The sequence below is a fragment of the Caballeronia sp. dw_19 genome (assembly GCF_018449515.1).
Lineage (GTDB): Bacteria > Pseudomonadota > Gammaproteobacteria > Burkholderiales > Burkholderiaceae > Caballeronia.
Map to the genome: position 1 here is coordinate 93,062 of NZ_JAAVUQ010000023.1, position 24,055 is coordinate 117,116.

Consider the following 24,055-nt stretch of genomic DNA (forward strand, 5'->3'; position numbering starts at 1 on the left):
CATGAAGAAGAGGTCGCTCCATTCCGGTTTTACGTTGATCGAAATGATCGTCACTGTTGCCTTGGTTGCGATCATTGCTTCGGTCGCGACACCGTTTGTCAAGATGCATGAACAGCGTGAGAAAGAGCGTGAATTAAAACAGGCTCTACGAGAGATTCGGACTGCGATTGATGTCTACAAACAAGCAGGTGACGAGGGCAGGATTGCACGTTCCGCTGATTCGACCGGTTATCCACCATCCTTGGACGAACTGTCGAAAGGTGTTGTGGATAAGCGCGACCCGAAAGGTAAAAAGATTTACTTCCTTCGCCGCGTGCCGCGCGATCCTATGAATCCAGCACAGTCTGAATCCGCCCAGGACAGTTGGGGAATACGCAGCTACTCCAGCGAAGCTGACGATCCGCAAGAGGACGGCGACGTGTACGACGTGTATTCGCAAAACGACAGGAAGGGGACTAACGGAATCCCTTATCGGAAATGGTGAGAAGAAGATGACTCTGAAACTGCGCAGCCGCGGCTTTACGCTGATCGAACTGCTGGTCGTCTTAGCGATCGTGGCAACGCTGCTGTCAATAGTTGCGCCGCGCTACGTTCACCAAGCTGACCGTGCAAAGGAAGCGGCTTTGAAAGAAAATTTGTCGGTCCTGCGCCGGGCGCTCGATCAGTATTACAGCGACACGGGAACGTACCCGGAAAAACTGTCAGCGCTAACCGAACGGCACTATCTGCGCGCGCTGCCGCTTGATCCGGTGACCAACCGCTCCGATAGTTGGGCGCCAGTGGCGGGTGTCGATGAAGACGACAAGACTATTGTCGATGTGAAGAGTGGCGCGCCCGGCAAGGCGCTCGACGGCACGGAATACAACTCGTGGTGAAGAACCGCGCAAGTTCGGCACGACAGCGGGGTGTCACGTATTTTTGGGCGCTATTGGTGGTGCTATTCATCACGCTGGGTCTCGGCAAGCTGCTTGAAAATGTCGCGATGACCGACAAGCGCAACCGTGAGACAGAACTGCTCTACACCGGCAATCTATATCGGGACGCTATTCGGCAGTATTCGCAAAGCACGCCCGTCGGTGGGAAGCCGTATCCGGAGAAAGTGAGCGATCTGCTGCGCGACCCGCGCTACCCGGTAATACGCCGGTATCTGCGCAGGCTCTATCCAGATCCTGTCACAGGAGCAGCATTTATCCTGATTCCCGCTCCGGGCGGCGGTGTAATGGGTGTGCACAGCGCGTCGCGTCGCAAACCAGCTAAGGCAGCCGGGTTTCCGAAGGATCAAACGGCATTTTCAGCAGCGCGAAGTTACCAGCAGTGGGAGTTTATTTATGCGCCGTAAGGTTGCGACAGCGCAATACGAAACGCGCCAACGGTCGACCCGTTGGCGCGTTCCTTTACCCATTTCATACCGTGCGGTTTTCAGCCCCGAACAGGCTTTCCTGCGCAAACAACCACTACAACTTACCGCTTATCAATCGCCTTCGCTTCGCGCGGCGTATCGCCGATAAACAACTGACGCGGACGGCCAATCTTCTGTTCCGGATCAGCGATCATTTCGTTCCACTGCGCAATCCAGCCCACGGTCCGTGCCATTGCAAACACGCACGTAAACATGGCTGTCGGAATACCCAGCGCACGCTGCACAATACCCGAATAGAAATCAACATTCGGATACAGCTTACGCGACACAAAATACTCGTCTTCCAGCGCGATCTTTTCCAGCGCCATTGCCAGCTTGAACAACGGGTCATCATGCAGACCCAGCTCTTCGAGCACTTCATGGCACGTTTCACGCATCAGCTTCGCGCGCGGATCGTAGTTCTTATAAACGCGATGCCCGAAGCCCATCAGCTTCACGCCCGAATTCTTGTCCTTCACCTGCTTGATGAACTCAGGAATATTATCGACGGAACCGATTTCTTCCAGCATGTTCAGCGCGGCTTCATTCGCACCGCCATGCGCCGGGCCCCACAAACAAGCAATGCCAGCAGCAATACAAGCAAACGGATTCGCACCCGACGACCCAGCCAAACGCACGGTCGACGTAGAAGCATTTTGCTCGTGATCCGCATGCAAGATCAAAATACGATCCAGCGCACGCACGAGGACATCATTGACCTTGTACTCTTCGCACGGGTTCGAGAACATCATGTGCATGAAGTTCGCGCTGTACGACAAATCGTTCTTCGGATAAACGAACGGCTGGCCGATCGTGAACTTGTACGCCATCGCCACCAGCGTGGGCAGCTTCGCGATCATGCGAATCGCCGACACTTCACGGTGACGCGGGTCGTTGATATTCAGTGAGTCATGATAGAACGCCGACAGCGCACCAACGGCTGCCACGAGCACCGCCATCGGGTGTGCATCGCGACGGAAACCGCGATAGAAGAAATGCATCTGCTCGTGAACCATCGTGTGCTTCGTGACGGTTTCAACGAACTCGGCCTTCTGCTCGACCGTCGGCAGATCGCCGTGCAGCAGCGCGTAGCAGGTCTCGAGAAAGTCCGCCTTGACCGCGAGTTCCTCAATCGGATACCCGCGGTACAGCAACTCACCCTTATCGCCGTCGATGTACGTAATTGCGGAATTGCACGCCGCCGTCGACATGAAGCCCGGATCGTACGTGAACTTGCCGGTCTGGCCGTACAGCTTGCGGATGTCGATTACGTCCGGGCCCAGGGTGCCCTTGTAGATCGGCATTTCAACGCTCGGCGAGTTGTCGCTGAACGATAGCGTGGCTTTAACATCTGACGGGGTCATAGCACATCCTCAATCGAAGTATGGAAACAGGTTTTCGATAATTCGCACGACTCTTGCACGCGCCGCATGGCTGGCTCAGTGGACTAACTCAGGCCGAGCGCAGCATCTCCAGCACGCGGCTCATATCCGGCGAGGCCAGTTCGCCTTCCGGTTCCTTGCGTGCCAGCAGCAAGTCCATCAGGTCGTTGTCGCCCAGTTCCAGCAGTTTCGTCAAAACACCAACGTCCGCGTCACTGAGGTCATGCTCATATCGGCTGAAAAAACGCTCGAAGATCAGATCGTTTTCCAGCAGACCGCGCCGCGCGCGCCAGCGAAGGCGTGCGCGGCGTAGAGGGTCGGACTGATGCCCGGAGTCATTCATGACACAAGTCCTTCTCAGACAGCGCGGCGCACCATCAATTCTTTGATCTTGCCGATAGCCTTCGTGGGATTCAGTCCCTTCGGGCACACATCGACGCAATTCATGATCGTGTGGCAACGGAACAGACGGTACGGATCTTCCAGGTTGTCGAGACGTTCACCCGTCGCTTCGTCACGGCTGTCCGCAATGAATCGATAGGCTTGCAACAGGCCCGCCGGACCTACGAACTTGTCCGGGTTCCACCAAAAGCTCGGGCATGAAGTCGAGCAGCTAGCACACAGGATGCACTCGTACAGGCCGTCGAGCTCGTCGCGCTCTTCCGGCGTTTGCAGACGCTCTTTTTCCGGCGGCGGCGTGTCGTTGATCAGATACGGCTTGATCGAATGATACTGGTTAAAGAATTGCGTGAAATCGCAAATCAGGTCACGCACAACAGGCAGGCCCGGCAGCGGACGCAACACAATCTTCTGCGGCAGGTCGTTCATGTTCTGCAAGCAGGCCAGACCGTTCTTGCCGTTGATGTTCATGGCGTCCGAACCGCACACGCCTTCACGGCACGAACGGCGGAACGACAGCGTTTCGTCGACGGACTTCAGCTTCAGCAGCGCGTCCAGCAACATGCGTTCGTGCGAGTCGATCTCGATCTCGTACGTCTGCATGCGGGGCGCCGCGTCCTTGTCCGGATCGTAGCGGTAGATTTCAAAAGTACGCTTTGCCATTTCGATTTCCTTGCCTTAGAAGGTACGCGCTTTCGGCGGCACCGATTCGACCGTCAGCGGCGTCATGTGCACCGGCTTGTAATCGAGCTTGTCGCCTTCGCTGAACCACAGCGTGTGCTTCATCCAGTTCTCGTCGTCGCGGACTTCGAAGTCGCTTTGCGCATGCGCACCGCGGCTTTCCTTGCGCGCTTCAGCCGAAATCATGGTCGCACGCGCCACTTCGATCAGGTTCGCGAGTTCCAGCGCTTCGACCTTCGCGGTGTTGAAGACCTTCGACTTGTCCTTCAAATGCACGTGCTTCACGCGCTCGGACAATTCCTTGATCTTGTCCACGCCTTCCGCCAACAGCTTCGACGTGCGGAACACGCCGGCATGCGCCTGCATGGTCGCGCGAATGTCGTTAGCGATCGATTGCGTGTATTCGCCCGACGACGAGTTCTCCAGCACGGCGAGGCGTTCAAGCGCGGCGTCGGCGGCATCGGCCGGCAACGGCTTGTGTTCCTTCATTTCCAGCGCATGCTTGATGATGTGGTTGCCGGCCGCGCGGCCAAACACCACCAAGTCCAGCAGCGAGTTCGTGCCCAGGCGGTTCGCGCCGTGCACCGACACGCACGAACATTCTCCGACCGCGTAGAAGCCGTTGACCGGCTCTTCGTAGCCGCCCTTCAGCGTACCCACGACCTGGCCGTGAATGTTCGTAGGAATGCCGCCCATCTGGTAATGGATGGTCGGCACGACCGGGATCGGTTCCTTGATGCAGTCCACGTTCGCGAATTTCATCGCGATCTCGCGGATCGACGGGAGACGTTTCATGATGGTCTCGGCGCCGATGTGCGACAGGTCCAGCAAGACGTGGTCTTTGTTCGGACCCACGCCGCGGCCTTCCTTGATTTCCTGGTCCATCGAACGCGAAACGAAGTCGCGCGGCGCCAGATCCTTCAGCGTCGGCGCATAGCGTTCCATGAAGCGCTCGCCGTCGGAATTGCGCAGGATGCCGCCTTCGCCGCGTACGCCTTCGGTAATCAGCACACCCGCGCCGGCCACGCCAGTCGGGTGGAATTGCCAGAATTCCATGTCCTGCAAAGCGATGCCCGAGCGGGCCGCCATGCCGAGGCCGTCGCCGGTATTGATGAACGCGTTGGTCGATGCCGCGAAGATCCGGCCCGCGCCGCCCGTGGCGAACAACGTGGTCTTGCCTTCGAGAATGTGGACGTCGCCCGTTTCCATTTCCATGGCAGTCACGCCGAGCACGTCGCCGTCGGCGTCGCGGATCAGGTCCAGCGCCATCCATTCAACGAAGAAGTGCGTCTTGGCTGCGACGTTCTGCTGATACAGCGTGTGCAGCAACGCGTGGCCGGTACGGTCGGCGGCGGCGCATGCACGCTGCACCGGCTTTTCGCCGTAGTTCGCCGTGTGGCCGCCGAACGGACGCTGGTAAATCGTGCCGTCGGCGTTACGGTCGAACGGCATGCCCATGTGTTCGAGTTCGTAGACGGCGCCGGGCGCTTCGCGGCACATGAATTCGATCGCATCCTGGTCGCCGAGCCAGTCGGAGCCCTTGATGGTGTCGTAGAAGTGGTAATGCCAGTTGTCTTCGCTCATGTTGCCGAGCGACGCGCCAATACCGCCTTGAGCCGCGACGGTGTGCGAACGCGTCGGGAACACCTTCGACAGCACCGCGACCGACAGACCCGCGCGAGCGAGTTGCAGTGACGCGCGCATGCCGGAACCACCTGCGCCTACGATAACTACGTCGAAACGGCGACGCGGCAGGGACGTTTTAATTGCAGCCATTCTTTACACTCTCCAGAGAATCTGTGCCGCGTAGCCGATACAGCCGACCAGCCAGAGGATCGTCGCCACTTGCAGGAACAGGCGCAAGCCGACCGGCTTCACGTAGTCCATCCAGATGTCCCGGATGCCAACCCACGCGTGATAGAAGAGCGAGAGCAGCGCGACAAACGTCGCGAGCTTCATCCATTGCATGGCGAATATGGATGCCCAGCCGTCGTACGAAAAATCACGCGCACCGAAAAACCAGAACAGCAGGACCAGCGTGTACAGGGCCATCACGACGGCGGTAATGCGTTGCGCCAGCCAGTCGCGCAAGCCGTAATGCGCGCCAACGACGAGGCGCTTGGGACCGATTCGATTGTTGTTATTCGCTGCCATTCTCAGAAGGCTCCGAAGAGTTTAAGCGCAACGACGATTGTCAGCAGAGATGACACCGTGAGGACGACGATGGACGTCTGCTTGCCGCCTTCCTTGCTCACTGCGCGATGGGTATCGAGCAGCAGGAAGCGGATGCCTGCGCAAAAGTGGAACAGGAAGGACCACGAAAGCACGAGGACGACGATCTTGACGAGGGGATTGGCGAGAAAGCCCTTGAAGGAGTCGAAACTAATCTCCGACGTCAGGCTTTGGTCCAGCAGATAGAGCAGAAACGGCAGCGATACGAATAGAAGCAGACCACTGATACGGTGAAGAATTGAAACCTTCCCCGCTAGTGGCAAGCGGTAGGTTGCTAGCTGAGCAATTCCGATATTCCGGTACTCAGGTCTTGGTTTTTTTACGGCTTCAGCCATGCTAGACCCCAACTTTGTTATCACACTAGTCCGCGATTTTAGCGCCTTTTTATATCGCGCTGCAGCGAAATGCCGCGCAAGAGGCTATTGCTGATCGCGTGAGAAAGGCTTTTAAGGCGCCCCTTGGGTTCGCCGCCAAGCCATCCACGTCCCGTTTCAACTCAAATCGTTTTGATAGTAATAGCCGTTCGTGACATACCACCCGCGCCGCACTTCCACCGGCCGGTCGCCATACGTGTACGACACCCGCTCGACCGACAACAGCGGCGACCCGACGGCCACGCCAAGCAATTCCGCGACTGTGCCGTCCGCGCCCACCGCCCTGATTTTCTCCGATGCCCGGATCATGCGCGTGCCGAATTCCGTTTCGAACATTGCATAAAGCGGGCCTTTGTAATCCGCCAGGCGCTCAGCCGTCAGCCCGCGGAAAACCGCGCCGGGTAACCAGATTTCGTCCAGAACGGTGGTTTCACCGTCGAATTGCAGCAAGCGTTTGATACACACGACGGGGTCGGCCGGCTTCAGGTCCAGTTGGCGAGCGATCTCGGCGGGTGCGCGCAAACGGCGGCACTCCAGCAATCGGCTCACGTGGGGATGAAGGTCGCCGTCTTCCGGCAGTAACCGGAGAAAGCGGAACTGTACGCGATCTTCGTTGTGCGTTGCAACAAAGGTACCCTTGCCCTGACGGCGCACGAGCAGGTTGCCGGCGGCGAGTTCGTCAATGGCTTTGCGCACCGTCCCCTGGCTCACCTTGTAGCGGGCCGCGAGTTCGACTTCGCTGGGGATCATTTCGCCGGGCTTCCATTCGCCCGATTCAAGCCCTTGGGTAATCAGGGCCTTGATCTGCTGGTATAGCGGGCTGAACGTCGGCGACGAAGCGGGCACGACTTCCGTCGCGCCGGCTGCGCCCGGAAGGTTCGTGGTGCTCGCTGGGTTCGAATTCATGCGCGCATTTCATCATAAAGCGCCGAGCCGCGTCTAGCGTTTTCCCGGACATTCCTATGTCTTATATAAGACATATGATACGGTTGACTTTGCCTTGATCGAATCCTACACTCCTTGGCGAGCAAGGGTTTGCGGGATGCTGCGTGTGTCATGCGGCGCACCCGGTGCGTCGGCCAGCCTAGCGCTGGTCACCAGAACGCCCTGCCGCTCACCGCCTCAAGCCGAACGGCTTTCGTGTTCGCTGCCGCTGCCAGTGCCCCGCTCTTGCAACGCCCGCGCGCCCTCGAAAACGCGACGCATGAGGTGTTGCGCGGCGCTGAACCAGCAGGATCCAGCGCAAATTCCCATGCTCGCAGAGCCAGATTCCCAGCACGAGGGTTGGGCTGCGATTGCCGGCATGCTACCGGAAAGACAATGACAATCTCGCTTCAGGCGCGGCGCCATTGGATTTTCGGGGCGGCCCGCGCAGTTCGATTCACATGCTTCATCAACGCTTCGCGTAACGCGCCTAAAATGGCGTTTTCCCCTAGCGTTTCACGCACCGTTCAGGAGTGTTCTCAATGGCTAAGTCCGCAAAGCGCGTTGCCGTCACCGGCGCCGCAGGTCAAATCGGTTACTCGCTGCTGTTCCGCATCGCCAATGGCGACCTGCTAGGCAAGGATCAGCCGGTCATCCTTCAGTTGCTCGACCTGCCGCAGGCGCAAGGCGCCGTCAAGGGCGTTGTCATGGAACTGGAAGACTGCGCGTTCCCGTTGCTGGCCGGCGTGGTCGTCACCGACGACCCGAAGGTCGCGTTCAAGGACGCCGACGTCGCGTTGCTGGTCGGCGCCCGTCCCCGTTCGAAGGGCATGGAGCGCAAGGACCTGCTGTCCGCTAACGCCGAAATCTTCACGGTGCAAGGCAAGGCGCTCAATGAAGTGGCAAGCCGCGACATCAAGGTGCTCGTGGTCGGCAACCCGGCCAACACGAACGCGTATATCGCGATGAAGTCAGCGCCGGATCTGCCGAAGAAGAATTTCACGGCCATGCTGCGTCTGGACCACAACCGCGCGCTGTCGCAACTGGCATCGAAGTCGGGCAAGCCGGTTGCTGCTATCGAAAAGCTGGCTGTGTGGGGCAATCACTCGCCGACCATGTACCCGGATTTCCGTTTCGCTACGGTGGAAGGCGAGTCGCTGACCAAGCTGATCAGTGACGACGAATGGAACCGCAACACGTTTATCCCGACCGTCGGCAAGCGCGGCGCGGCGATCATCGAAGCGCGTGGTTTGTCGTCGGCGGCGTCGGCAGCCAACGCGGCTATCGACCACGTGCGTGACTGGGTGCTGGGCACGAACGGCAAGTGGGTCACCATGGGCATTCCGTCTGATGGTTCGTATGAAATCCCGGAAGACATCATCTACGGTGTCCCCGTGACGTGCGAAAACGGCGAATACAAGCGTGTTGAAGGCCTGGAAATCGACGCGTTCTCGCGCGAGAAAATGACCGGCACGCTGAACGAATTGCTCGAAGAGCGTGAAGGCGTTGCGCATCTGCTGGGCAAGTAAGCGGGTCTGGCAGTCTTTGCGTTTCACGCGAGTTTCACGCGAGTTTCACGTGAGCGCCTGGCCACAAGGCCGGCGCTCGCTGCTGATTCGAGTGCGTTTGGCATCTGGCGTCTGAAGGCGCCTTGAAGAACGTCCGAACCCACCCGAATCCGCCGTTTCCACCCTCTTTACAAGCAACCCGACGCCGACGATGCGCGCTCTCACCCCCGCCGAAGTTCTGTTTGAAGGCGACGTTCCACCTGCCGTGATGCCCCCTTGCGATCACTATGCAGGAAGCGAAAAGCTGATCAGGAAATCGCTCGCCCTGCAGGCGCAACTCGGCCCGGTGTTTGATGTCACGCTCGATTGCGAGGACGGCGCGCAAGTCGGTCAGGAAGCGTCGCACGCCGAGTTGGTGGCGTCGTTTCTGGGCAGCGAGGACGACCGCTTCGGCCGCGTCGGCGTGCGTATTCACGACTTCCAGAACCGCGCGTGGCGCGACGACGTGCGCATCATCCTGCGCGCCGCCAAAAAAGCGCCCGCCTATATCACGCTGCCCAAGATTCGCAGCGTCTTCGATGCCGTCGAGATGGTTGCGTTCATCGAAGCGTCGCGGTGTGAGCTTGGGATCAAGCACGCTATTCCGTGCCAGTTGCTGATCGAAACGCATGGCGCGCTGGCCGAGGTCTTCGAACTCGCGGCGCTTCCGGGCGTCGAAGCGCTGAGCTTCGGGCTGATGGACTTTGTGTCGGCGCATAACGGCGCGATCCCCGACACCGCGATGCGCTCGCCCGGCCAGTTCGATCATCCGCTCGTGCGGCGCGCGAAACTCGAGATCGCGGCGGCTTGCCACGCGCATGGCAAGGTGGCGTCGCATAACGTCTCCACCGAAGTGCGCGATATGAGCGTGGTCGCGGGCGACGCCCAGCGCGCCCGGAACGAGTTTGGCTACACGCGCATGTGGAGCATTCACCCGGATCAGATCCGGCCGATCGTCGATGCCTTCCTGCCGCGGCAAGATGAGATTGCGACCGCCACGGCGATTTTGCTCGCCGCGCAAAACGCGCAGTGGGGACCGACGCGGTATCAGGACACGCTGCACGATCGTGCGAGTTATCGATATTACTGGTCAGTGCTGCGCCGCGCGAAAGCGTCGGCACAGGCGCTGCCCGAAGGCGCGGAGACGCTTTTTTCACAAGACAAGTAACGCGTTCTACATATCAGGAGACTGGGTCGAATGAGCGATACGTTAGAGAAAGAAGCACCCGCCACCGGCGGCTTCAAACCGAAGAAATCGGTCGCGCTGTCGGGCGTGACAGCCGGCAATACCGCGCTGTGCACCGTCGGCAAGACGGGCAATGACTTGCATTATCGTGGCTATGACATCCTCGATATTGCCGGGACGTCCGAGTTCGAGGAGATCGCGTATCTGCTCGTGCATGGCAAGCTGCCGACCGTCGCTGAACTCAAGACCTACAAGGCCAAGCTCAAGGGTTTGCGTGGGTTGCCCGCGAACCTGAAAGCCGCGCTGGAATGGATTCCCGCATCCGCCCATCCGATGGACGTGATGCGCACCGGCGTCTCCGTGCTTGGCACCGTGTTGCCCGAGAAGGAAGACCACAACATCTCCGGCGCCAAGGATATTGCCGACCGCCTGATGGCGTCACTCGGCTCGATTCTGCTGTACTGGTACCACTATTCTCATAATGGCCGGCGCATTGAAACCGAGACCGATGACGATTCCATCGGTGGGCATTTCCTGCATTTGCTGCATGGTGTTTCGCCGTCGAAGTCGTGGGTCGATGCGATGCATGCGTCGTTGATCCTGTATGCCGAGCATGAATTCAATGCATCGACGTTCACCTGTCGCGTAATCGCCGGCACGGGTTCGGACATGTACTCGGCCATTACCGGCGGCATTGGCGCATTGCGAGGCCCGAAGCATGGCGGCGCGAACGAAGCCGCATTCGACATTCAATCGCGCTATCAGACGCCCGATGAAGCGGAAGCCGATATCCGTCGCCGTGTGGAAGCGAAGGAAGTCGTGATCGGCTTCGGTCATCCGGTGTACACGATCTCAGACCCGCGCAACAAGGTGATCAAGGAAATCGCGAAAAAACTGGCTAAGGAAGCCGGCGACACGAAGCTCTACGACATCGCCGAGCGCCTGGAAACAACGATGTGGGACGCGAAGAAGATGTTCCCGAACCTGGACTGGTTCAGCGCCGTTTCATATCACGCGATGGGCGTGCCCACGGCCATGTTCACGCCGCTGTTCGTGATCTCGCGGACTTCGGGCTGGAGCGCTCACATCATTGAACAACGTATCGACAACAAGATCATTCGGCCGAGCGCAAATTACACCGGTCCCGAAAATCTGAAGTTCCAATCTATAAATAAGCGAAAATAGCGCGCTGCGTGCGCCGGATAGCCCGAATCGGCGCGCGTGCTTTCGCAAAACGGGCCAATGCAGCCGGTCATTTCACCCCGCGAACTGGCGCTGCAACGACCCCGATTGAACATTTAAACGAAATTTAGAAAGGCTGTCATTGATGAATAAACTCCTGATCGCTAGCGTTGTCGGCGCCCTGTCCCTCTCGGGCATGCTCGCCACCACGAGCGCGCTGGCCGCAGACGCCACGACGACCACTACCACCACCACGGCCAAGAAGGCAGTCGCAAAACGCCCGGCGCCGGCACGCCGCCTGATCAAGCGTAAACCCGCCACGGAAGCTAAAGCGGCAGCAAAAGTGGACCCGATCCCGGAAGGTTCGACGAAATGGTCGTGCAATGAAGGCCTGGCCTTCTACCTGAAAGGCGACATGAAGCGTGACCAGGTCATTACCGTGAACTGGGCGAAGAAAGACTATCAATTGCCGCGTGAAAACACCACGACCGGCGCAGACCGCTTCCACGATGCAGCAACGGGCATGGACCTCGTCGTGATCCCGAGCAAGGCCATGTTGTTCTCGGACAAGGACTCGTCGCGTCTCGCCGACGAATGCAAGACGGATGAAATGGCTGCAGCAGGCACGCCGGCTCCGACGCAATCCAACGCACTGATCAAGAACGTCAAGTAAGTTTTTACCAGAGGTTTTTCGATGTCCGCACCGATTTCCAACGTCCGGCCCGAGCCGGATCGAGTATTAGTCGATATCGTCGACTACGTTCTCAACTTTCAAGTCGACAGCACGCTCGCGCTCGACACCGCGCGCAACTGCCTGATCGACACGCTCGGCTGCGGACTCGAAGCACTGACCTATCCTGCCTGCACCAAGCTGATGGGACCCATCGTGCCCGGCACGATTGTCCCCAACGGCGCCAAGGTGCCCGGCACCTCTTTCCAGCTCGACCCGGTTCAGGCTGCGTTCAACATTGGCGCGATGATCCGCTGGCTCGACTTCAACGACACATGGCTCGCTGCCGAATGGGGCCATCCGTCGGACAATCTCGGTGGCATTCTGGCAACAGCCGACTGGCTTTCGCGTAACGCGGTGGCTACTGGCAAGAAGCCGCTGTCGATGAAAGACGTCCTGATCGCGATGATCAAGGCGCATGAAATTCAAGGCTGTATCGCGCTGGAAAACTCGTTTAACAAGGTTGGGCTTGATCACGTTTTATTGGTGAAGCTGGCTTCAACGGCAGTGGTCGGTCAGATGATCGGCCTGACGCGCGATGAGTTGATCAATGCTGTTTCGTTGGCTTTTGTGGATGGTCATTCGCTGCGCACGTATCGGCATGCGCCGAATACGGGCTCGCGCAAGTCGTGGGCCGCCGGCGATGCCACCTCGCGCGCCGTGCGTCTCGCGTTGATCGCGAAGACCGGCGAGATGGGTTATCCATCGGTTCTGACCGCTAAAACATGGGGTTTTTACGACGTGCTCTTCAAGGGCAACGCGTTCAAGTTCCAGCGTCCATACGGCTCGTACGTAATGGAAAACGTACTGTTCAAGATCTCATTCCCGGCTGAATTCCATTCGCAAACGGCGGTGGAAGCGGCGATGACCTTGCACGCCAAGCTCGCGGAAACGGGTAAGCGTGTTGAAGACATCAAGAAGATCACGATCCGCACGCACGAAGCGGCGATTCGCATCATCGATAAAAAGGGTCCGCTCGATAACCCCGCCGATCGCGATCACTGCATTCAATACATGATCGCCGTGCCGTTGATCCACGGTCGCCTGACCGCTTCGGATTACGAAGACGGCATAGCGAAGGATCAACGTATCGACACGTTGCGCGCGAAGATGGAATGCGTGGAAGACCCGCAATTCACGAAGGATTATCACGATCCGGAGAAGCGTTCGATCGCTAACGCGCTGACGGTCGAGTTTAATGACGGCTCGAAATTCGACGAGGTGGTCGTCGAATATCCGATTGGACACAAGCGTCGCCGGGAAGACGGCATCCCCCTTCTGGTCGAAAAGTTCAGGACCAATCTCGCACGGCGTTTCCCAGCCAAGCAGCAAGAGGCGATCCTCGCGGTATCGCTGGATCAGGCAACGCTCGAAGCAATGCCGGTCAATGAATATGTAGATTTGTACGTGATTTAGTCAGGATTCTTCACCCGCTTTTAGATCTAACGTTTCGAAGGTATTTCCTCGTTTAAACCAAGGAAAAAAAACATGGCCCACAATCTCCACAAAACGCTCAAGGAATTCGACAGCGGTTCCGGCAAAGGCAAGTACTACTCGTTGCCCGCACTCGGAAAGGCGCTGAACGTCAAGATCGAACGCCTGCCGGTGTCGATCCGCATCGTGCTGGAATCGGTGCTGCGCAACTACGACGGCAAGAAGATCGGCGAAGAACACATCAAGCAACTGGCGAACTGGAAGCCGGTCGCGGATCGTACCGATGAAATCCCGTTCGTCGTCTCGCGCGTCGTGCTGCAGGATTTCACCGGCGTGCCGCTGCTCGCCGACATCGCCGCGATGCGTGGCGTCGCGAAACGCGCGGGCAAGGACCCGAAGGCTATCGAGCCGCTCGTGCCGGTCGATCTGGTGGTCGATCACTCGGTGCAGATCGATTACTTCCGTCAGAAAGACGCGCTCGACCTGAACATGAAGCTGGAATTCCAGCGCAATAACGAGCGCTACCAGTTCATGAAGTGGGGCATGCAAGCCTTCGATACGTTCAAGGTCGTGCCGCCGGGCGTGGGTATCGTCCACCAGGTGAACCTGGAATATCTGGCGCGTGGCGTGCACAAGAAGACGGTCGACGGCGACACCGTGTATTACCCGGATACGCTCGTCGGCACGGACAGCCACACGACGATGATCAATGGTATCGGCGTGGTGGGCTGGGGCGTGGGCGGTATTGAAGCGGAAGCCGGCATGCTCGGCCAGCCGGTGTATTTCCTGACGCCGGATGTGGTCGGCGTCGAGCTGAAGGGCAAGATTCGCGAAGGCGTGACGGCAACCGATCTGGTGCTGACGGTTACCGAAATGCTGCGTAAAGAGAAGGTTGTCGGCAAGTTCGTCGAGTTCTTCGGCGAAGGCACGAAGTCGCTGTCGCTGCCGGATCGCGCGACCATCGGCAACATGGCCCCGGAATACGGCGCAACCATGGGCTTCTTCCCCGTCGATGAAAAGACCATCGACTACTTCAAGGGCACGGGTCGTACCGAAGCCGAAATCGAAGCGTTCGAGGCTTATTTCAAGGCGCAAAACCTGTTCGGCGTGCCGAAGGCCGGCGACATCGACTACACGAAGACCGTCACGCTCGACCTCGGCACGGTGGCGCCGTCGCTGGCAGGTCCGAAGCGTCCGCAGGACCGCATCGAAATCGGCAATGTGAAATCGAACTTCACCGAACTGTTCTCGAAGGCTGTCAGCGATAACGGTTTCGGCAAGAAAGCCGCCGATCTCAACAAGCAATACGTGACCACGAACAAGGTCGATGTGAAGAACGGCGACATTTTGATCGCCGCTATTACGTCGTGCACGAATACGTCGAATCCGAGCGTGCTGCTTGCCGCTGGCTTGCTCGCGAAGAAGGCTGTGGAAGCCGGCTTGACCGTGGCACCGCACATCAAGACGTCGCTGGCGCCGGGATCGCGGATCGTCACCGAGTACCTGACCAAGACCAACCTGCTGACGTACCTCGACCAGCTTGGCTTCACACTGGCCGCTTACGGCTGCACGACGTGTATTGGTAACGCAGGCGACCTGACGCCGGAACTGAACGACGCGATCACGAAGAACGACATCGTGGCAGCCGCCGTGCTGTCCGGTAACCGTAACTTCGAAGCGCGTATTCACCCGAACATCCGCGCGAACTTCCTGGCATCGCCGCCGCTGGTCGTGGCTTACGCCATCGCCGGGAACATGACGGTCGACTTGATGACGGAACCGGTCGGCAAGGGCAAGAACGGCAAGGACATTTTCCTCGGCGACATCTGGCCGACGAGCGAAGAAGTCAACGCGCTGCTCAAGTACGCACTCGACGCCGATGCGTTCCGCAAGAACTACGCCGAACTCACGAAGACCGGCGACTTGTGGAGCAAGATCGAAGGCGAAGCGGGTCAGGTTTATGACTGGCCGAAGTCGACGTACATCGCCGAGCCGCCGTTCTTCGGCAAGGACTTCTCGATGACGCCGGCCGACAGCATCCCTGAAGTAAAGGGCGCGCGTCCGTTGGGCATTTTTGGTGACTCGGTCACGACCGATCACATCAGCCCGGCTGGTTCGATCAAGGAAAGCTCGCCCGCAGGCGTGTGGCTGAAGGCGAACGGCGTGCAGAAGGCCGACTTCAACAGCTACGGCTCGCGTCGCGGCAATCACGACGTCATGATGCGCGGCACCTTCGCCAACGTGCGGATCAAGAACCTGATGATCCCGCTGAAGGAAGACGGTTCGCGCGTGGAAGGCGGCGTGACGATATTCCAGCCGAGCGGCGAAGAAATGTCGATCTATGACGCAGCGATGAAGTACATCGACGAAGGCACGCCGACTATCGTGTTTGCCGGCGAAGAGTACGGCACGGGTTCATCGCGCGACTGGGCCGCGAAGGGCACGCAATTGCTCGGCGTGAAGCTGGTCGTAGCGCGTAGTTTCGAGCGGATTCACCGTTCGAACCTGGTCGGCATGGGCGTGTTGCCGCTGCAGTTCAAGGGGTCGGACAGCGTGCAGTCGCTCAATATCACGGGCGAAGAAACGTTCGATCTGGAAGGCCTTACGTCCGATATCAAGCCGCAGCAGGAAGTGACGCTCGTGATCCATCGCAAGGATGGCAGCGCGCAACGCGTGACGGTGCTGCTGCGTATCGATACGCCGATTGAAGTGGATTATTACAAGCACGGCGGGATCCTGCCGTTCGTGCTGCGCTCGCTGCTGGCAGCGTAAGTATTTGGTATTTGTTGCAGGTGACCGCGCCCTTTTGAGATCAGGGCGCGGGAACGTTGAACCCGGCTTCGGCCGGGTTTTTTTTCGGCTGGATTTTGCGTAGAATATCTGATAGCAATGATTGCATTTATCGTGTCGAGTGCTATCATTGATAACACTCAATGGGAGGCATTGCGATGGCAAATTTGCTGGTTCGTGGAATAGATGAAGCGCTGGTCCAAAGCCTGCGCGAACGCGCAGCTGCGCATGGCCGAAGCGCCGAAGCCGAGCATCGGGAAATTCTTGCTCAGGCGCTTAGCCGCCCCAAAAAACGCAGTCTGGCAGAAGTGTTAGCCAGTATGCCCAACGTCGGAGAAGACGCAGATTTCGAGCGGATTCAAGATACGGGTGGAGCGCCACGTGTATTTGATTGATACCAACGTTATTAGCGAAATTCGAAAAGGCACCAACGGCAACAAAGGCGTGCGAAAGTTTATTAAACAGAGGATCAAAGACGAGTCCCCCCTGCACTTGTCAGCCATCACAATGGGCGAACTACGGCGTGGAACTGAAGCGGTAAGGCATCGAGGTGACGCTCCGCAGGCTGCGATGCTCGAAGCGTGGATAGGGACAATATTGGGCGATTATGCGATGGACGTCATCCCGATCGATGACGACGTCGCTCAACTCTGGGGCCGCTTGCGGGTCCCGAACTCTGAAAATGCAATAGATAAACTAATCGCCGCCACCGCTCTGATGCACGATCTCACGGTCGTGACTCGGAACATCAAAGACTTCGAGAAAACCGGCGTCAAACTACTTAACCCGTTTGAGTAACTCGCTGAATGGCGCGGCTTCGCCGCGCCATAGACCCGAGCCAGTCTTACCGCGCCTCACTCACAAACTTCGTCACCAAATACGCTTCCATCGCTTCGCTGCCGCCTTCCGAGCCATAACCCGAATCCTTCACGCCGCCGAACGGCGTCTCGGGAATTCCCAGCCCGTGGTGGTTGATCGACACCATACCGCTTTCGATGTCCTCACCCACCGCCGCCGACGTCGCGCTCGAGCGCGTGTACGCATACGCTGCCAGACCATACGGCAGACGGTTCGCTTCCACGATAGCTTCGTCGTAAGACTTGAAAGTCGAAATCGGTGCGATCGGGCCGAACGGTTCTTCCGTCATGATGCGAGCCGACATCGGTACATTGGCGAGCACCGTCGGCGCGAAGAAATAGCCTTCACGGCCAATTCGCTCGCCGCCCGTCAGCACCTTGGCCCCTTGCTCAACAGCATCGGCGACCAGACGTTCCATCGCCTGAAGGCGGCGGCCGTTGGCAAGCGCGCCCATTTGCACGCCTTCTTCCAGGCCGTTGCCGACCTTGAGCTTCTTCGCCGTCGCGACGAAATGCTCCGTGAATTCCTCATAAGCGGATTCTTCGACGATAAAACGCGTCGGCGAAATGCACACCTGACCGGCATTGCGGAACTTGGCGCCGGCCAGGAGTTTCGCGGCGCGCGGAATGTCGGCATCGGCGAAAACCAGCGCGGGCGCGTGGCCGCCGAGTTCCATCGTGGCGCGTTTCATGTGCTCGCCGGCCATCGCGGCCAGCAATTTGCCGACTGCCGTCGAGCCCGTGAACGAGATCTTGCGGATCAGCGGATGCGCAATCAGGAACTTCGAAACGTCAGCGGGAACGCCGAACACGAGATTCAGCACGCCAGCGGGCAACCCTGCGTCGATGTAAGCCTGAACCAGCGCCGCGCAGCTTGCCGGCGTTTCTTCCGGTCCTTTCAGGACCACCGAGCACCCTGCCGCGAGCGCTGCCGACACCTTGCGCACAGCCTGATTGATCGGGAAATTCCACGGCGTGAAAGCGGCAACCGGGCCGACCGGCTCCCGCGTCACGATCTGGCGCACATTGCCGGCACGCGCCGGGATCACGCGGCCGTAGGTCCGCCGCGCTTCCTCAGCGAACCAGTCGATGGTGTCCGCTGCGCCCAGCACTTCAATGCGCGATTCGACCAGCGGCTTGCCCTGCTCCATGGTCATGATCGCGGCCACTTCCTCGGCGCGGTCGCGCAGGTTTTGCGCGGCACGGCGCATCAGCTTGCTGCGCTCGAATGCCGATACCTTGCGCCAGGCCGCAAAACCGCGTCCGGCGGCCTCGGCGGCGTCGGCGAGATGCTGTTCGCCGGCCAGCGAGAGACGGCCGATTTCCGCTTCCGTCGCCGGATTGACGACGGCGGTGTCGCGGCTGCCCGCGCGCCATGCACCGTCGATGTACAACTGCGTGTTCGGATAATGACGCGATAAAGTGCTGTCGCTCATGCTTGGCTCCTGATGGTCGTGGTTATCGGGGAAACTGCCGCCGGGGTCTGTTCAACATTCCAACATTCTCAACATCCGAAACCCGGCGAATTAACCATTTATGGTAACGCGATCAGGCGGGTTTTGCTCGCGGCGGTGAATGGGGGCGTCGCCACGGGCCGCTGCGAGCGGCTTTGCCCTTAAACTGACCACTACGACTGGCGGCAACGATCAGGGATTCCGCTCCGCCGCCGTTCGCAAACGCACCGCCCAAGCCCGAGCCAGACAAACCCAACGGAATTCACCCAATAAACCCCTAGTGCTCACGAAAAAACTCACGTCTGCGCCGGAACTCCAGCGCTTCGCCCGTACGCTCATCAGTTGCCTGCTCAGCTACTACGTCGCAAAACTCGCGACGCTCCCCGAGCTTTACTGGGCGGTTATCACCACCCTGGTTGTCGTCACGCAGCCCAGCCTCAACCAGGCGTTGAACACCGGCCGCGACCAGATCATTGGGGCGGTGATCGGTGGAGTGGTCGGCGTGGTCGGCTTGTTCGCCATCCTGCGGGGCGCCCAGCCGCTTGTCGTGTTCGCCATCGCACTCTTGCCGCTCGCAGCGCTAGCCGCCTGGCGTCCGACCCTCCGGCTCGCCTGCGTCACGCTCGTCGTCGTTGTGCTGATTCCGGCAAGCGGTCTGGGCTCGCCGTACGAACGGCCGATCGACCGTGTGCTTGAAATCCTGATCGGCGCGGGCGCGGCGCTTCTCGTCGCGTTCCTGATGCCGAACCGCGCGATCAATGCAGCCCACGATCGCGCGAGTGACATCGTCCTGGCGTTAGGCGAGTTGATCACGCTGACTCTGCGCAAGCCCGATGACGGGAACGAAGCCGAGCGTCTGCATCGGCAATCTGCGGCCGCGGAGCAGGCACTCGATGACGCCATCACCGAAGCCGGCCGCGAGCACATCATCGTGCCGGTGAAGCGCACGCGCGGGAACGTGATCGACAAGGTCGCGCCCATGCTGACCCGGTTGCATCGCGACGCGCTGTTTCTGGGTCAGGCTTTCACCGGCGATCCACAACTTGCGGGGCGACTGAGCGCAATCAACCGCGACGCGCTGAACGCGACTGCCGACGCATTCGCGGAGTCTGCCAAAACATTAGCTGCCGCGCTCGATGCCGATCAAAGCCATCAGGACGATAACGTCCGGCTTGCGCGTGCGTCGTTCGAGAGGCTTAGAACGGCATCGAACAACGCATGTGAATCGATGGAAAAGAATACCGTCCTGCCCTTCGTGCTGAACCTGCTGGTGCAGGACTTTGGGGATCTGATCGCGACAGTCGAAGTGCTGGATAAACGCGAGTAGAAAAAGAGCGGCCGCCACCCATGGGCGGTCGTCAGGCAACGCACGCGCGCGACTCGAAGACGCTGTGCCATCTGGCCGCCATCTCGCGGCCATCTTTACGCCACCGTGGTTGCCTATGATGTGTATCGAATGCCAAGACGATCTCGGTCCTCTTCTATCCGTGCTTCAACGGGAGTTTGACTCATGAACGACAAGCCTCAACGGCCGGACACTGCTGATGATGAGCCGGCCACGCTCTTCGAACGCGTGACGCGCCGCTCTTTTTTGACACGCGTCGGTGCGGCGGGTGTCGCAATGGGCACCGGCCAACTTCATTCTCTGGCGCTGGCGGATTCCGACGATGCAAGCCAGAACGCTGCGCCAAGCGGCGGCGTGCCAACGGCCAATGACAGCGTTCATGTGCGATTGAACGTCAATGGCACGCTCCATGAACTGGATATCGATCCGCGAACCACGCTGCTCGATTGCGTGCGCGAACATCTCCGCCTCACCGGCACCAAGAAGGGTTGCGACCACGGCCAATGCGGCGCGTGCACGGTCCATGTGGACGGCAGGCGCGTGAATTCGTGCCTGAGCCTTGCGGCCACTCACGAAGGCGAAGCGATCACAACTATCGAAGGCATAGGACGGCCAGGCAACCTGCATCCGATGCAAGCAGCCTTCGTCGAACATGACGGCTTTCAATGCGGCTACTGTACGTCAGGGCAGATCATGTCCGCCGTCGCCTTGCTTAAAGAACCCTACGGCCACAGCGACGAGGACATCAAAGAGGCAATGAGCGGCAATATCTGCCGCTGCGGCGCCTATTCGAACATCGTCTCCGCGATCCAGCAAGTTCGCCAGAAAGCCTAAACGGAGCGAACGAATGGAACACTTTCAGCTCAAGCGCGCGGCCGATGTCGAACAGGCACTGAACATGGCAATGGCGCAGACCAGCGCAGTCAACCCTCCAGGCATGCCATCGACACGCTTCCTGGCCGGCGGCACGACCCTGCTCGACTTGATGAAGCTCGACGTAGAGCGTCCGACGCAGGTTATTGACATCCACCGCCTGCCGCTCGATAAGGTCGAAACACTCGACGGCGGCGTCACGATAGGCGCGATGGTTCGCAATGCCGATCTCGCGAATCATCCGCTGATCAAGACGCACTATCCCGTGTTGTCCCAGGCGCTGCTGTCGGGGGCCTCGGCGCAGTTGCGCAACATGGCGACGACCGGCGGCAACCTGCTGCAACGGACGCGCTGCATCTACTTCCGCGATACGAAAACACCTTGCAACAAGCGCGAACCGGGCAGCGGCTGCTCCGCAATCGAGGGCTTCAACCGTAATCTCGCCATCCTGGGAACGAGCGACCACTGCATCGCGACCAATCCGTCGGACATGAATGTCGCCATGACGGCGCTCGAAGCGACCGTCCACACCGAGAGTCCGGAGGCCAGGCGAAGCATCGCCATTGACGAGTTTTTCCTGTTGCCCGGCACTACGCCTGAACGCGAAACGTCGCTCAATGCCGGCGAGCTGATCACCCACGTGACGCTGCCCGCGCCGATGCCCGGTAGTCGCAGCGTCTATTTGAAACTGCGCGACCGTGCATCGTATGAGTTCGCGTTGGCATCGGCAGCAGTTGTCCTGACTGTATCGTCGGGCAGGATCGACCACGTCAGGATCGCGCTGGGCGGCGTGGGCGTTAAGCCATGGCGTTCGCACGAGGCGGAAGCGGCGCTTCTCGGACGCGCGCCCGATGCCCCTGCGTTTCGTGCGGCAGCCGAAGCCGCACTTCAGTCAGCCCGCCCGCAAAGCCAGAACGGCTTCAAGGTCGAGTTGGCGAAGCGCTGCATTCAGCACGCACTCACGCTTGCCACCCAGACTGCCTGACTCGATGTTCGCGTCGCGGAGAAGACAATGCAATTAGCTACGAAGCAAGCGCAGCCATTTATTGGCGGTGACTTCCAAAGAATTGACGGCCCGCTCAAGGTAAGCGGCCTCGCGACGTACACGTCGGATTTCACCTTGCCCGGGATGCTCTACGCGGTGCCCGTTTGCGCGACCATCGGCAAGGGACGCGTGACGCGGCTCGACACCGCCGCGGCCGCGAAAATGCCCGGCGTGAAAGCGGTCTTCACACGCGAGAATATCGGCAAGTTCTATCGTATCGGCTTCGCCTCTGAGGCGAGAATCGATGAGAAGCGCCCGCCGTTCGAGGATGACAACATCTACTATTACGGCCAGTACATTGCCGTGGTGGTGGCCGATACCTTCGAGCAGGCAACCGCGGCGTCCGGCGCGGTGAAGGTAAGCTATTCGACGAGCCCACCCGATGTGCGCACGGAGATGTCGGCAGAAAACACGCCTTCGGTCGATACGCAACGAGGCGACGTTGACACCACTTTCGCCAACGCGCCCGATGCGCTCAAGCTCGATCAGACCTACACCACGCCGATCGAAACGCATAACCCGATCGAACTGCACGCGACCGTTGTCGCATTCGATGGAACAAATTATACGTTCTACGAAACATCCCAGTCGATTGTCAACCAGCGGCAAGTCATGGCGCTGATGCTCGGCGTGTCGGAAGATCAGGTGCGCGTCATCATGAAATACCTTGGCTCCGGGTTCGGCGGCAAACTGTTTCCGTGGTCGCACTCATTGCTCGCCGGCGCTGCGGCGCGCAATCTGCAGCGTCCGGTCAAGCTGGTGGTGACCCGCGAGATGATGTTTCACAACGTAGGCCACCGTACCAGCACGCAGCAGCGCATGCGTTTGTCGACCACTCCCGATGGGCATTTCACCTCGTTCCAGCAAGACTATATCTATCAGACGGCTCGCCGGGAAACACGTAAAGAGAACTGCGGAGAGACAACGGGCTATCTGTACAGCTCGCCTAACTTGCGCGTAACTGCCGCCTTTGCACGCCGGGACATTGCTCCCAGCACGTCGATGCGCGGCCCCGGCGCGGTTCCGGGCCTGTTCGCAATCGAGTCGGCCGTCGACGAACTCGCCATCAAGCTCAGCGTCGATCCGCTCCACTTGCGGCTGATCAACGAGCCCACGATGGACGAGAGCCGGAACGTGCCGTTCTCGTCGCGCCATCTTAAGGAGTGCCTGACGCTCGGCGCTGATAAATTCGGCTGGTCGAACCGCACCGCGGCAGTCGGTTCGATGCGCCGTGACGGCCTGGTGCTCGGATGGGGTATGGCAGCCGGGTCGTGGGCGGCGAGGCGATTGCCTGCGGAGGCAATCGTCGAACTGCATGGCGATGGGACCGCTCGCGTGTCGACGGCGACGCAGGACATCGGCACGGGCACCTACACCGTTTTGGCCCAGATGGTCGCCAATCTGACGGGTATCGCGCTCAACAAGATTTCCGTGGTGATCGGCGATACCCGTTTGCCGCCGGGGCCGTTGTCCGGTGGCTCGATGGTGACCGCGTCGCTGGTTCCCGCCGTGACGCAGGCCACCCAGGCGGTCGTCCAGCAGCTTCTCGCGACTGCTGCCGAGGCGGACAACTCGCCGTTCAAAGGGCAGCCGGTGGACGCGCTGGGTTTCGAACAAGGCATGGTCTATCGCAAAGGGACCTCGCCCGGAGCGGGCGTGCCGTTCGAACGAATCCTGGCGCCTGCGCAGGTCAGCATCCTGATAGGCAGAGGTCGTTCCGGTTCGAGCCAGTCAGATGCCGATGCGGACAAAGTGTCGATTCACTCATATTGCGCGCACTTTATCGAGGTCACGTGGCAGCCGGAAACTGCACGGTTACGCGTGAGCCGGGTCGTGAGCGTGATCGATGGCGGCAAGATCATTAACGCGCGCACGGGTCTGAACCAGATCGAAGGGGCGATCGTGATGGGCGTCGGCATGGCGCTTTTCGAGGAGACGCACTACGACTCGCGTTCCGGCGCGCCGCTGAACCGTAACCTCGCCGACTACGTGATGACGACGCATGCCGACTCGCCAAAGATGGACGTGACGTTCCTGGACTATCCGGATTTCGCGCTGAATCCGCTCGGCGCGCGCGGGATCGGAGAGATCGGCATGGCAGGCATTGCGCCTGCCATTACGAATGCCGTGTATCACGCGACGGGCATACGCGTGCGCAATCTTCCGGTGCGGATCGAAGACCTGTTAGCCGCACCGGGACCCGCATAAACGCCTTAGCGCC

Annotated in this window: 23 protein-coding genes; 15 read left to right on the forward strand and 8 right to left on the reverse strand. The window is 59.6% G+C overall.

Translation table 11 applies throughout. The features are described 5' to 3' along the window. Nucleotide 1: 1 nt before the first annotated feature. The 3 genes from HB376_RS26420 to HB376_RS26430 are packed head-to-tail and all read left to right on the forward strand — an operon-like array spanning nucleotide 2 to nucleotide 1,339. Nucleotides 2-484 (forward strand): type II secretion system protein, encoded by a 483-nt coding sequence (locus HB376_RS26420; RefSeq protein ID WP_213766680.1) that lies wholly within the window; start codon nucleotides 2-4, stop codon nucleotides 482-484. A 7-nt stretch (nucleotides 485-491) separates the two neighbouring features. Continuing rightward, on the forward strand, nucleotides 492-875 hold the full coding sequence (locus HB376_RS26425) for a prepilin-type N-terminal cleavage/methylation domain-containing protein (protein ID WP_213766681.1): 384 nt from the start codon (nucleotides 492-494) through the stop codon (nucleotides 873-875). Then, on the forward strand, nucleotides 869-1,339 hold the full coding sequence (locus tag HB376_RS26430) for a type II secretion system GspH family protein (RefSeq protein WP_213766682.1): 471 nt from the start codon (nucleotides 869-871) through the stop codon (nucleotides 1,337-1,339). The genes HB376_RS26425 and HB376_RS26430 overlap by 7 nt, the downstream gene beginning before the upstream one ends. 122 nt (nucleotides 1,340-1,461) lie before the next feature. Here HB376_RS26430 and gltA read toward each other — a convergent pair whose 3' ends face one another. The 7 genes from gltA to HB376_RS26465 all read right to left on the reverse strand — a co-directional run bounded on the left by gltA (nucleotide 1,462) and on the right by HB376_RS26465 (nucleotide 7,373). After that, nucleotides 1,462-2,763 (reverse strand): citrate synthase, encoded by a 1,302-nt coding sequence (gltA, locus tag HB376_RS26435; RefSeq protein ID WP_213766683.1) that lies wholly within the window; start codon nucleotides 2,761-2,763, stop codon nucleotides 1,462-1,464. An 88-nt stretch (nucleotides 2,764-2,851) separates the two neighbouring features. Beyond that, on the reverse strand, nucleotides 2,852-3,124 hold the full coding sequence (locus HB376_RS26440; RefSeq protein WP_213766684.1) for a succinate dehydrogenase assembly factor 2: 273 nt from the start codon (nucleotides 3,122-3,124) through the stop codon (nucleotides 2,852-2,854). Nucleotides 3,125-3,138: 14 nt separating this feature from the next. After that, nucleotides 3,139-3,843, reverse strand: a complete 705-nt coding sequence (locus HB376_RS26445; RefSeq protein WP_031362534.1) for a succinate dehydrogenase iron-sulfur subunit — start codon at nucleotides 3,841-3,843, stop codon at nucleotides 3,139-3,141. A gap of 15 nt (nucleotides 3,844-3,858) precedes the next feature. Then, nucleotides 3,859-5,637, reverse strand: coding sequence for a succinate dehydrogenase flavoprotein subunit (gene sdhA, locus HB376_RS26450; RefSeq protein ID WP_213766685.1), 1,779 nt, complete (start codon nucleotides 5,635-5,637; stop codon nucleotides 3,859-3,861). A gap of 3 nt (nucleotides 5,638-5,640) precedes the next feature. Continuing rightward, on the reverse strand, nucleotides 5,641-6,015 hold the full coding sequence (gene sdhD / locus HB376_RS26455; protein WP_089162203.1) for a succinate dehydrogenase, hydrophobic membrane anchor protein: 375 nt from the start codon (nucleotides 6,013-6,015) through the stop codon (nucleotides 5,641-5,643). A gap of 2 nt (nucleotides 6,016-6,017) precedes the next feature. Further along, on the reverse strand, nucleotides 6,018-6,428 hold the full coding sequence (sdhC, locus tag HB376_RS26460; RefSeq protein ID WP_213766686.1) for a succinate dehydrogenase, cytochrome b556 subunit: 411 nt from the start codon (nucleotides 6,426-6,428) through the stop codon (nucleotides 6,018-6,020). A gap of 156 nt (nucleotides 6,429-6,584) precedes the next feature. Further along, nucleotides 6,585-7,373, reverse strand: coding sequence for a GntR family transcriptional regulator (locus HB376_RS26465; protein WP_213766687.1), 789 nt, complete (start codon nucleotides 7,371-7,373; stop codon nucleotides 6,585-6,587). 560 nt (nucleotides 7,374-7,933) lie between these two features. Between HB376_RS26465 and HB376_RS26470 the strand changes: the two genes are divergently transcribed. The 8 genes from HB376_RS26470 (at nucleotide 7,934) to HB376_RS26505 (ending at nucleotide 17,058) form a co-directional block, all read left to right on the forward strand. Further along, entirely contained in the window at nucleotides 7,934-8,920 is a 987-nt protein-coding gene (locus HB376_RS26470) for a malate dehydrogenase (RefSeq protein WP_213766688.1), read from the forward strand. A gap of 190 nt (nucleotides 8,921-9,110) precedes the next feature. Continuing rightward, entirely contained in the window at nucleotides 9,111-10,106 is a 996-nt protein-coding gene (locus HB376_RS26475) for an aldolase/citrate lyase family protein (RefSeq protein WP_213766689.1), read from the forward strand. Between the two features lie 30 nt (nucleotides 10,107-10,136). Next, complete coding sequence (prpC, locus tag HB376_RS26480) at nucleotides 10,137-11,309, forward strand: 2-methylcitrate synthase (RefSeq protein ID WP_213766690.1); 1,173 nt, start codon at nucleotides 10,137-10,139, stop codon at nucleotides 11,307-11,309. 142 nt (nucleotides 11,310-11,451) lie between these two features. After that, nucleotides 11,452-11,979 (forward strand): hypothetical protein, encoded by a 528-nt coding sequence (locus HB376_RS26485; RefSeq protein WP_213766691.1) that lies wholly within the window; start codon nucleotides 11,452-11,454, stop codon nucleotides 11,977-11,979. 21 nt (nucleotides 11,980-12,000) lie between these two features. Beyond that, nucleotides 12,001-13,452, forward strand: coding sequence for a bifunctional 2-methylcitrate dehydratase/aconitate hydratase (locus tag HB376_RS26490; RefSeq protein ID WP_213766692.1), 1,452 nt, complete (start codon nucleotides 12,001-12,003; stop codon nucleotides 13,450-13,452). Between the two features lie 72 nt (nucleotides 13,453-13,524). After that, nucleotides 13,525-16,242, forward strand: coding sequence for an aconitate hydratase AcnA (gene acnA / locus HB376_RS26495; protein ID WP_213766693.1), 2,718 nt, complete (start codon nucleotides 13,525-13,527; stop codon nucleotides 16,240-16,242). Nucleotides 16,243-16,418: 176 nt separating this feature from the next. Continuing rightward, nucleotides 16,419-16,655, forward strand: coding sequence for a DNA-binding protein (locus tag HB376_RS26500; RefSeq protein WP_165102037.1), 237 nt, complete (start codon nucleotides 16,419-16,421; stop codon nucleotides 16,653-16,655). Further along, nucleotides 16,642-17,058, forward strand: a complete 417-nt coding sequence (locus HB376_RS26505) for a PIN domain-containing protein (RefSeq protein WP_213766694.1) — start codon at nucleotides 16,642-16,644, stop codon at nucleotides 17,056-17,058. Before HB376_RS26500 ends, HB376_RS26505 begins: the two co-directional genes overlap by 14 nt. A gap of 46 nt (nucleotides 17,059-17,104) precedes the next feature. On the opposite strand, the gene HB376_RS26510 is transcribed toward HB376_RS26505, so the two are convergent. Beyond that, the gene (locus tag HB376_RS26510) at nucleotides 17,105-18,553 is read right to left on the reverse strand and encodes an NAD-dependent succinate-semialdehyde dehydrogenase (RefSeq protein ID WP_213766695.1); all 1,449 of its coding nucleotides are present in this window, start codon (nucleotides 18,551-18,553) and stop codon (nucleotides 17,105-17,107) included. Between the two features lie 298 nt (nucleotides 18,554-18,851). Between HB376_RS26510 and HB376_RS26515 the strand changes: the two genes are divergently transcribed. From HB376_RS26515 to HB376_RS26530, 4 genes are all read left to right on the forward strand, one after another. Further along, nucleotides 18,852-19,898, forward strand: a complete 1,047-nt coding sequence (locus tag HB376_RS26515; RefSeq protein ID WP_346730589.1) for an FUSC family protein — start codon at nucleotides 18,852-18,854, stop codon at nucleotides 19,896-19,898. A gap of 183 nt (nucleotides 19,899-20,081) precedes the next feature. After that, nucleotides 20,082-20,750, forward strand: coding sequence for a 2Fe-2S iron-sulfur cluster-binding protein (locus tag HB376_RS26520; protein ID WP_213766697.1), 669 nt, complete (start codon nucleotides 20,082-20,084; stop codon nucleotides 20,748-20,750). 13 nt (nucleotides 20,751-20,763) lie between these two features. After that, nucleotides 20,764-21,774, forward strand: coding sequence for a xanthine dehydrogenase family protein subunit M (locus HB376_RS26525; RefSeq protein ID WP_213766698.1), 1,011 nt, complete (start codon nucleotides 20,764-20,766; stop codon nucleotides 21,772-21,774). A gap of 27 nt (nucleotides 21,775-21,801) precedes the next feature. After that, nucleotides 21,802-24,042: a xanthine dehydrogenase family protein molybdopterin-binding subunit gene (locus HB376_RS26530; RefSeq protein ID WP_213766699.1), complete on the forward strand. Its 2,241-nt coding sequence runs from the start codon at nucleotides 21,802-21,804 to the stop codon at nucleotides 24,040-24,042. The last annotated feature ends 13 nt before the right edge of the window (nucleotides 24,043-24,055 follow it).

Coding starts and splice junctions, on each gene's coding strand:
- HB376_RS26420 (WP_213766680.1), top strand. CDS start 2: ATGAAGAAGAGGTCGCTCCATTCCGGTTTTACGTTGATCGAAATGATC.
- HB376_RS26425 (WP_213766681.1), top strand. CDS start 492: ATGACTCTGAAACTGCGCAGCCGCGGCTTTACGCTGATCGAACTGCTG.
- gltA (WP_213766683.1), bottom strand. CDS start 2,763: ATGACCCCGTCAGATGTTAAAGCCACGCTATCGTTCAGCGACAACTCG.
- HB376_RS26440 (WP_213766684.1), bottom strand. CDS start 3,124: ATGAATGACTCCGGGCATCAGTCCGACCCTCTACGCCGCGCACGCCTT.
- HB376_RS26445 (WP_031362534.1), bottom strand. CDS start 3,843: ATGGCAAAGCGTACTTTTGAAATCTACCGCTACGATCCGGACAAGGAC.
- sdhA (WP_213766685.1), bottom strand. CDS start 5,637: ATGGCTGCAATTAAAACGTCCCTGCCGCGTCGCCGTTTCGACGTAGTT.
- sdhD (WP_089162203.1), bottom strand. CDS start 6,015: ATGGCAGCGAATAACAACAATCGAATCGGTCCCAAGCGCCTCGTCGTT.
- sdhC (WP_213766686.1), bottom strand. CDS start 6,428: ATGGCTGAAGCCGTAAAAAAACCAAGACCTGAGTACCGGAATATCGGA.
- HB376_RS26465 (WP_213766687.1), bottom strand. CDS start 7,373: ATGAATTCGAACCCAGCGAGCACCACGAACCTTCCGGGCGCAGCCGGC.
- HB376_RS26470 (WP_213766688.1), top strand. CDS start 7,934: ATGGCTAAGTCCGCAAAGCGCGTTGCCGTCACCGGCGCCGCAGGTCAA.
- HB376_RS26475 (WP_213766689.1), top strand. CDS start 9,111: ATGCGCGCTCTCACCCCCGCCGAAGTTCTGTTTGAAGGCGACGTTCCA.
- prpC (WP_213766690.1), top strand. CDS start 10,137: ATGAGCGATACGTTAGAGAAAGAAGCACCCGCCACCGGCGGCTTCAAA.
- HB376_RS26485 (WP_213766691.1), top strand. CDS start 11,452: ATGAATAAACTCCTGATCGCTAGCGTTGTCGGCGCCCTGTCCCTCTCG.
- HB376_RS26490 (WP_213766692.1), top strand. CDS start 12,001: ATGTCCGCACCGATTTCCAACGTCCGGCCCGAGCCGGATCGAGTATTA.
- acnA (WP_213766693.1), top strand. CDS start 13,525: ATGGCCCACAATCTCCACAAAACGCTCAAGGAATTCGACAGCGGTTCC.
- HB376_RS26500 (WP_165102037.1), top strand. CDS start 16,419: ATGGCAAATTTGCTGGTTCGTGGAATAGATGAAGCGCTGGTCCAAAGC.
- HB376_RS26510 (WP_213766695.1), bottom strand. CDS start 18,553: ATGAGCGACAGCACTTTATCGCGTCATTATCCGAACACGCAGTTGTAC.
- HB376_RS26520 (WP_213766697.1), top strand. CDS start 20,082: ATGAACGACAAGCCTCAACGGCCGGACACTGCTGATGATGAGCCGGCC.
- HB376_RS26525 (WP_213766698.1), top strand. CDS start 20,764: ATGGAACACTTTCAGCTCAAGCGCGCGGCCGATGTCGAACAGGCACTG.
- HB376_RS26530 (WP_213766699.1), top strand. CDS start 21,802: ATGCAATTAGCTACGAAGCAAGCGCAGCCATTTATTGGCGGTGACTTC.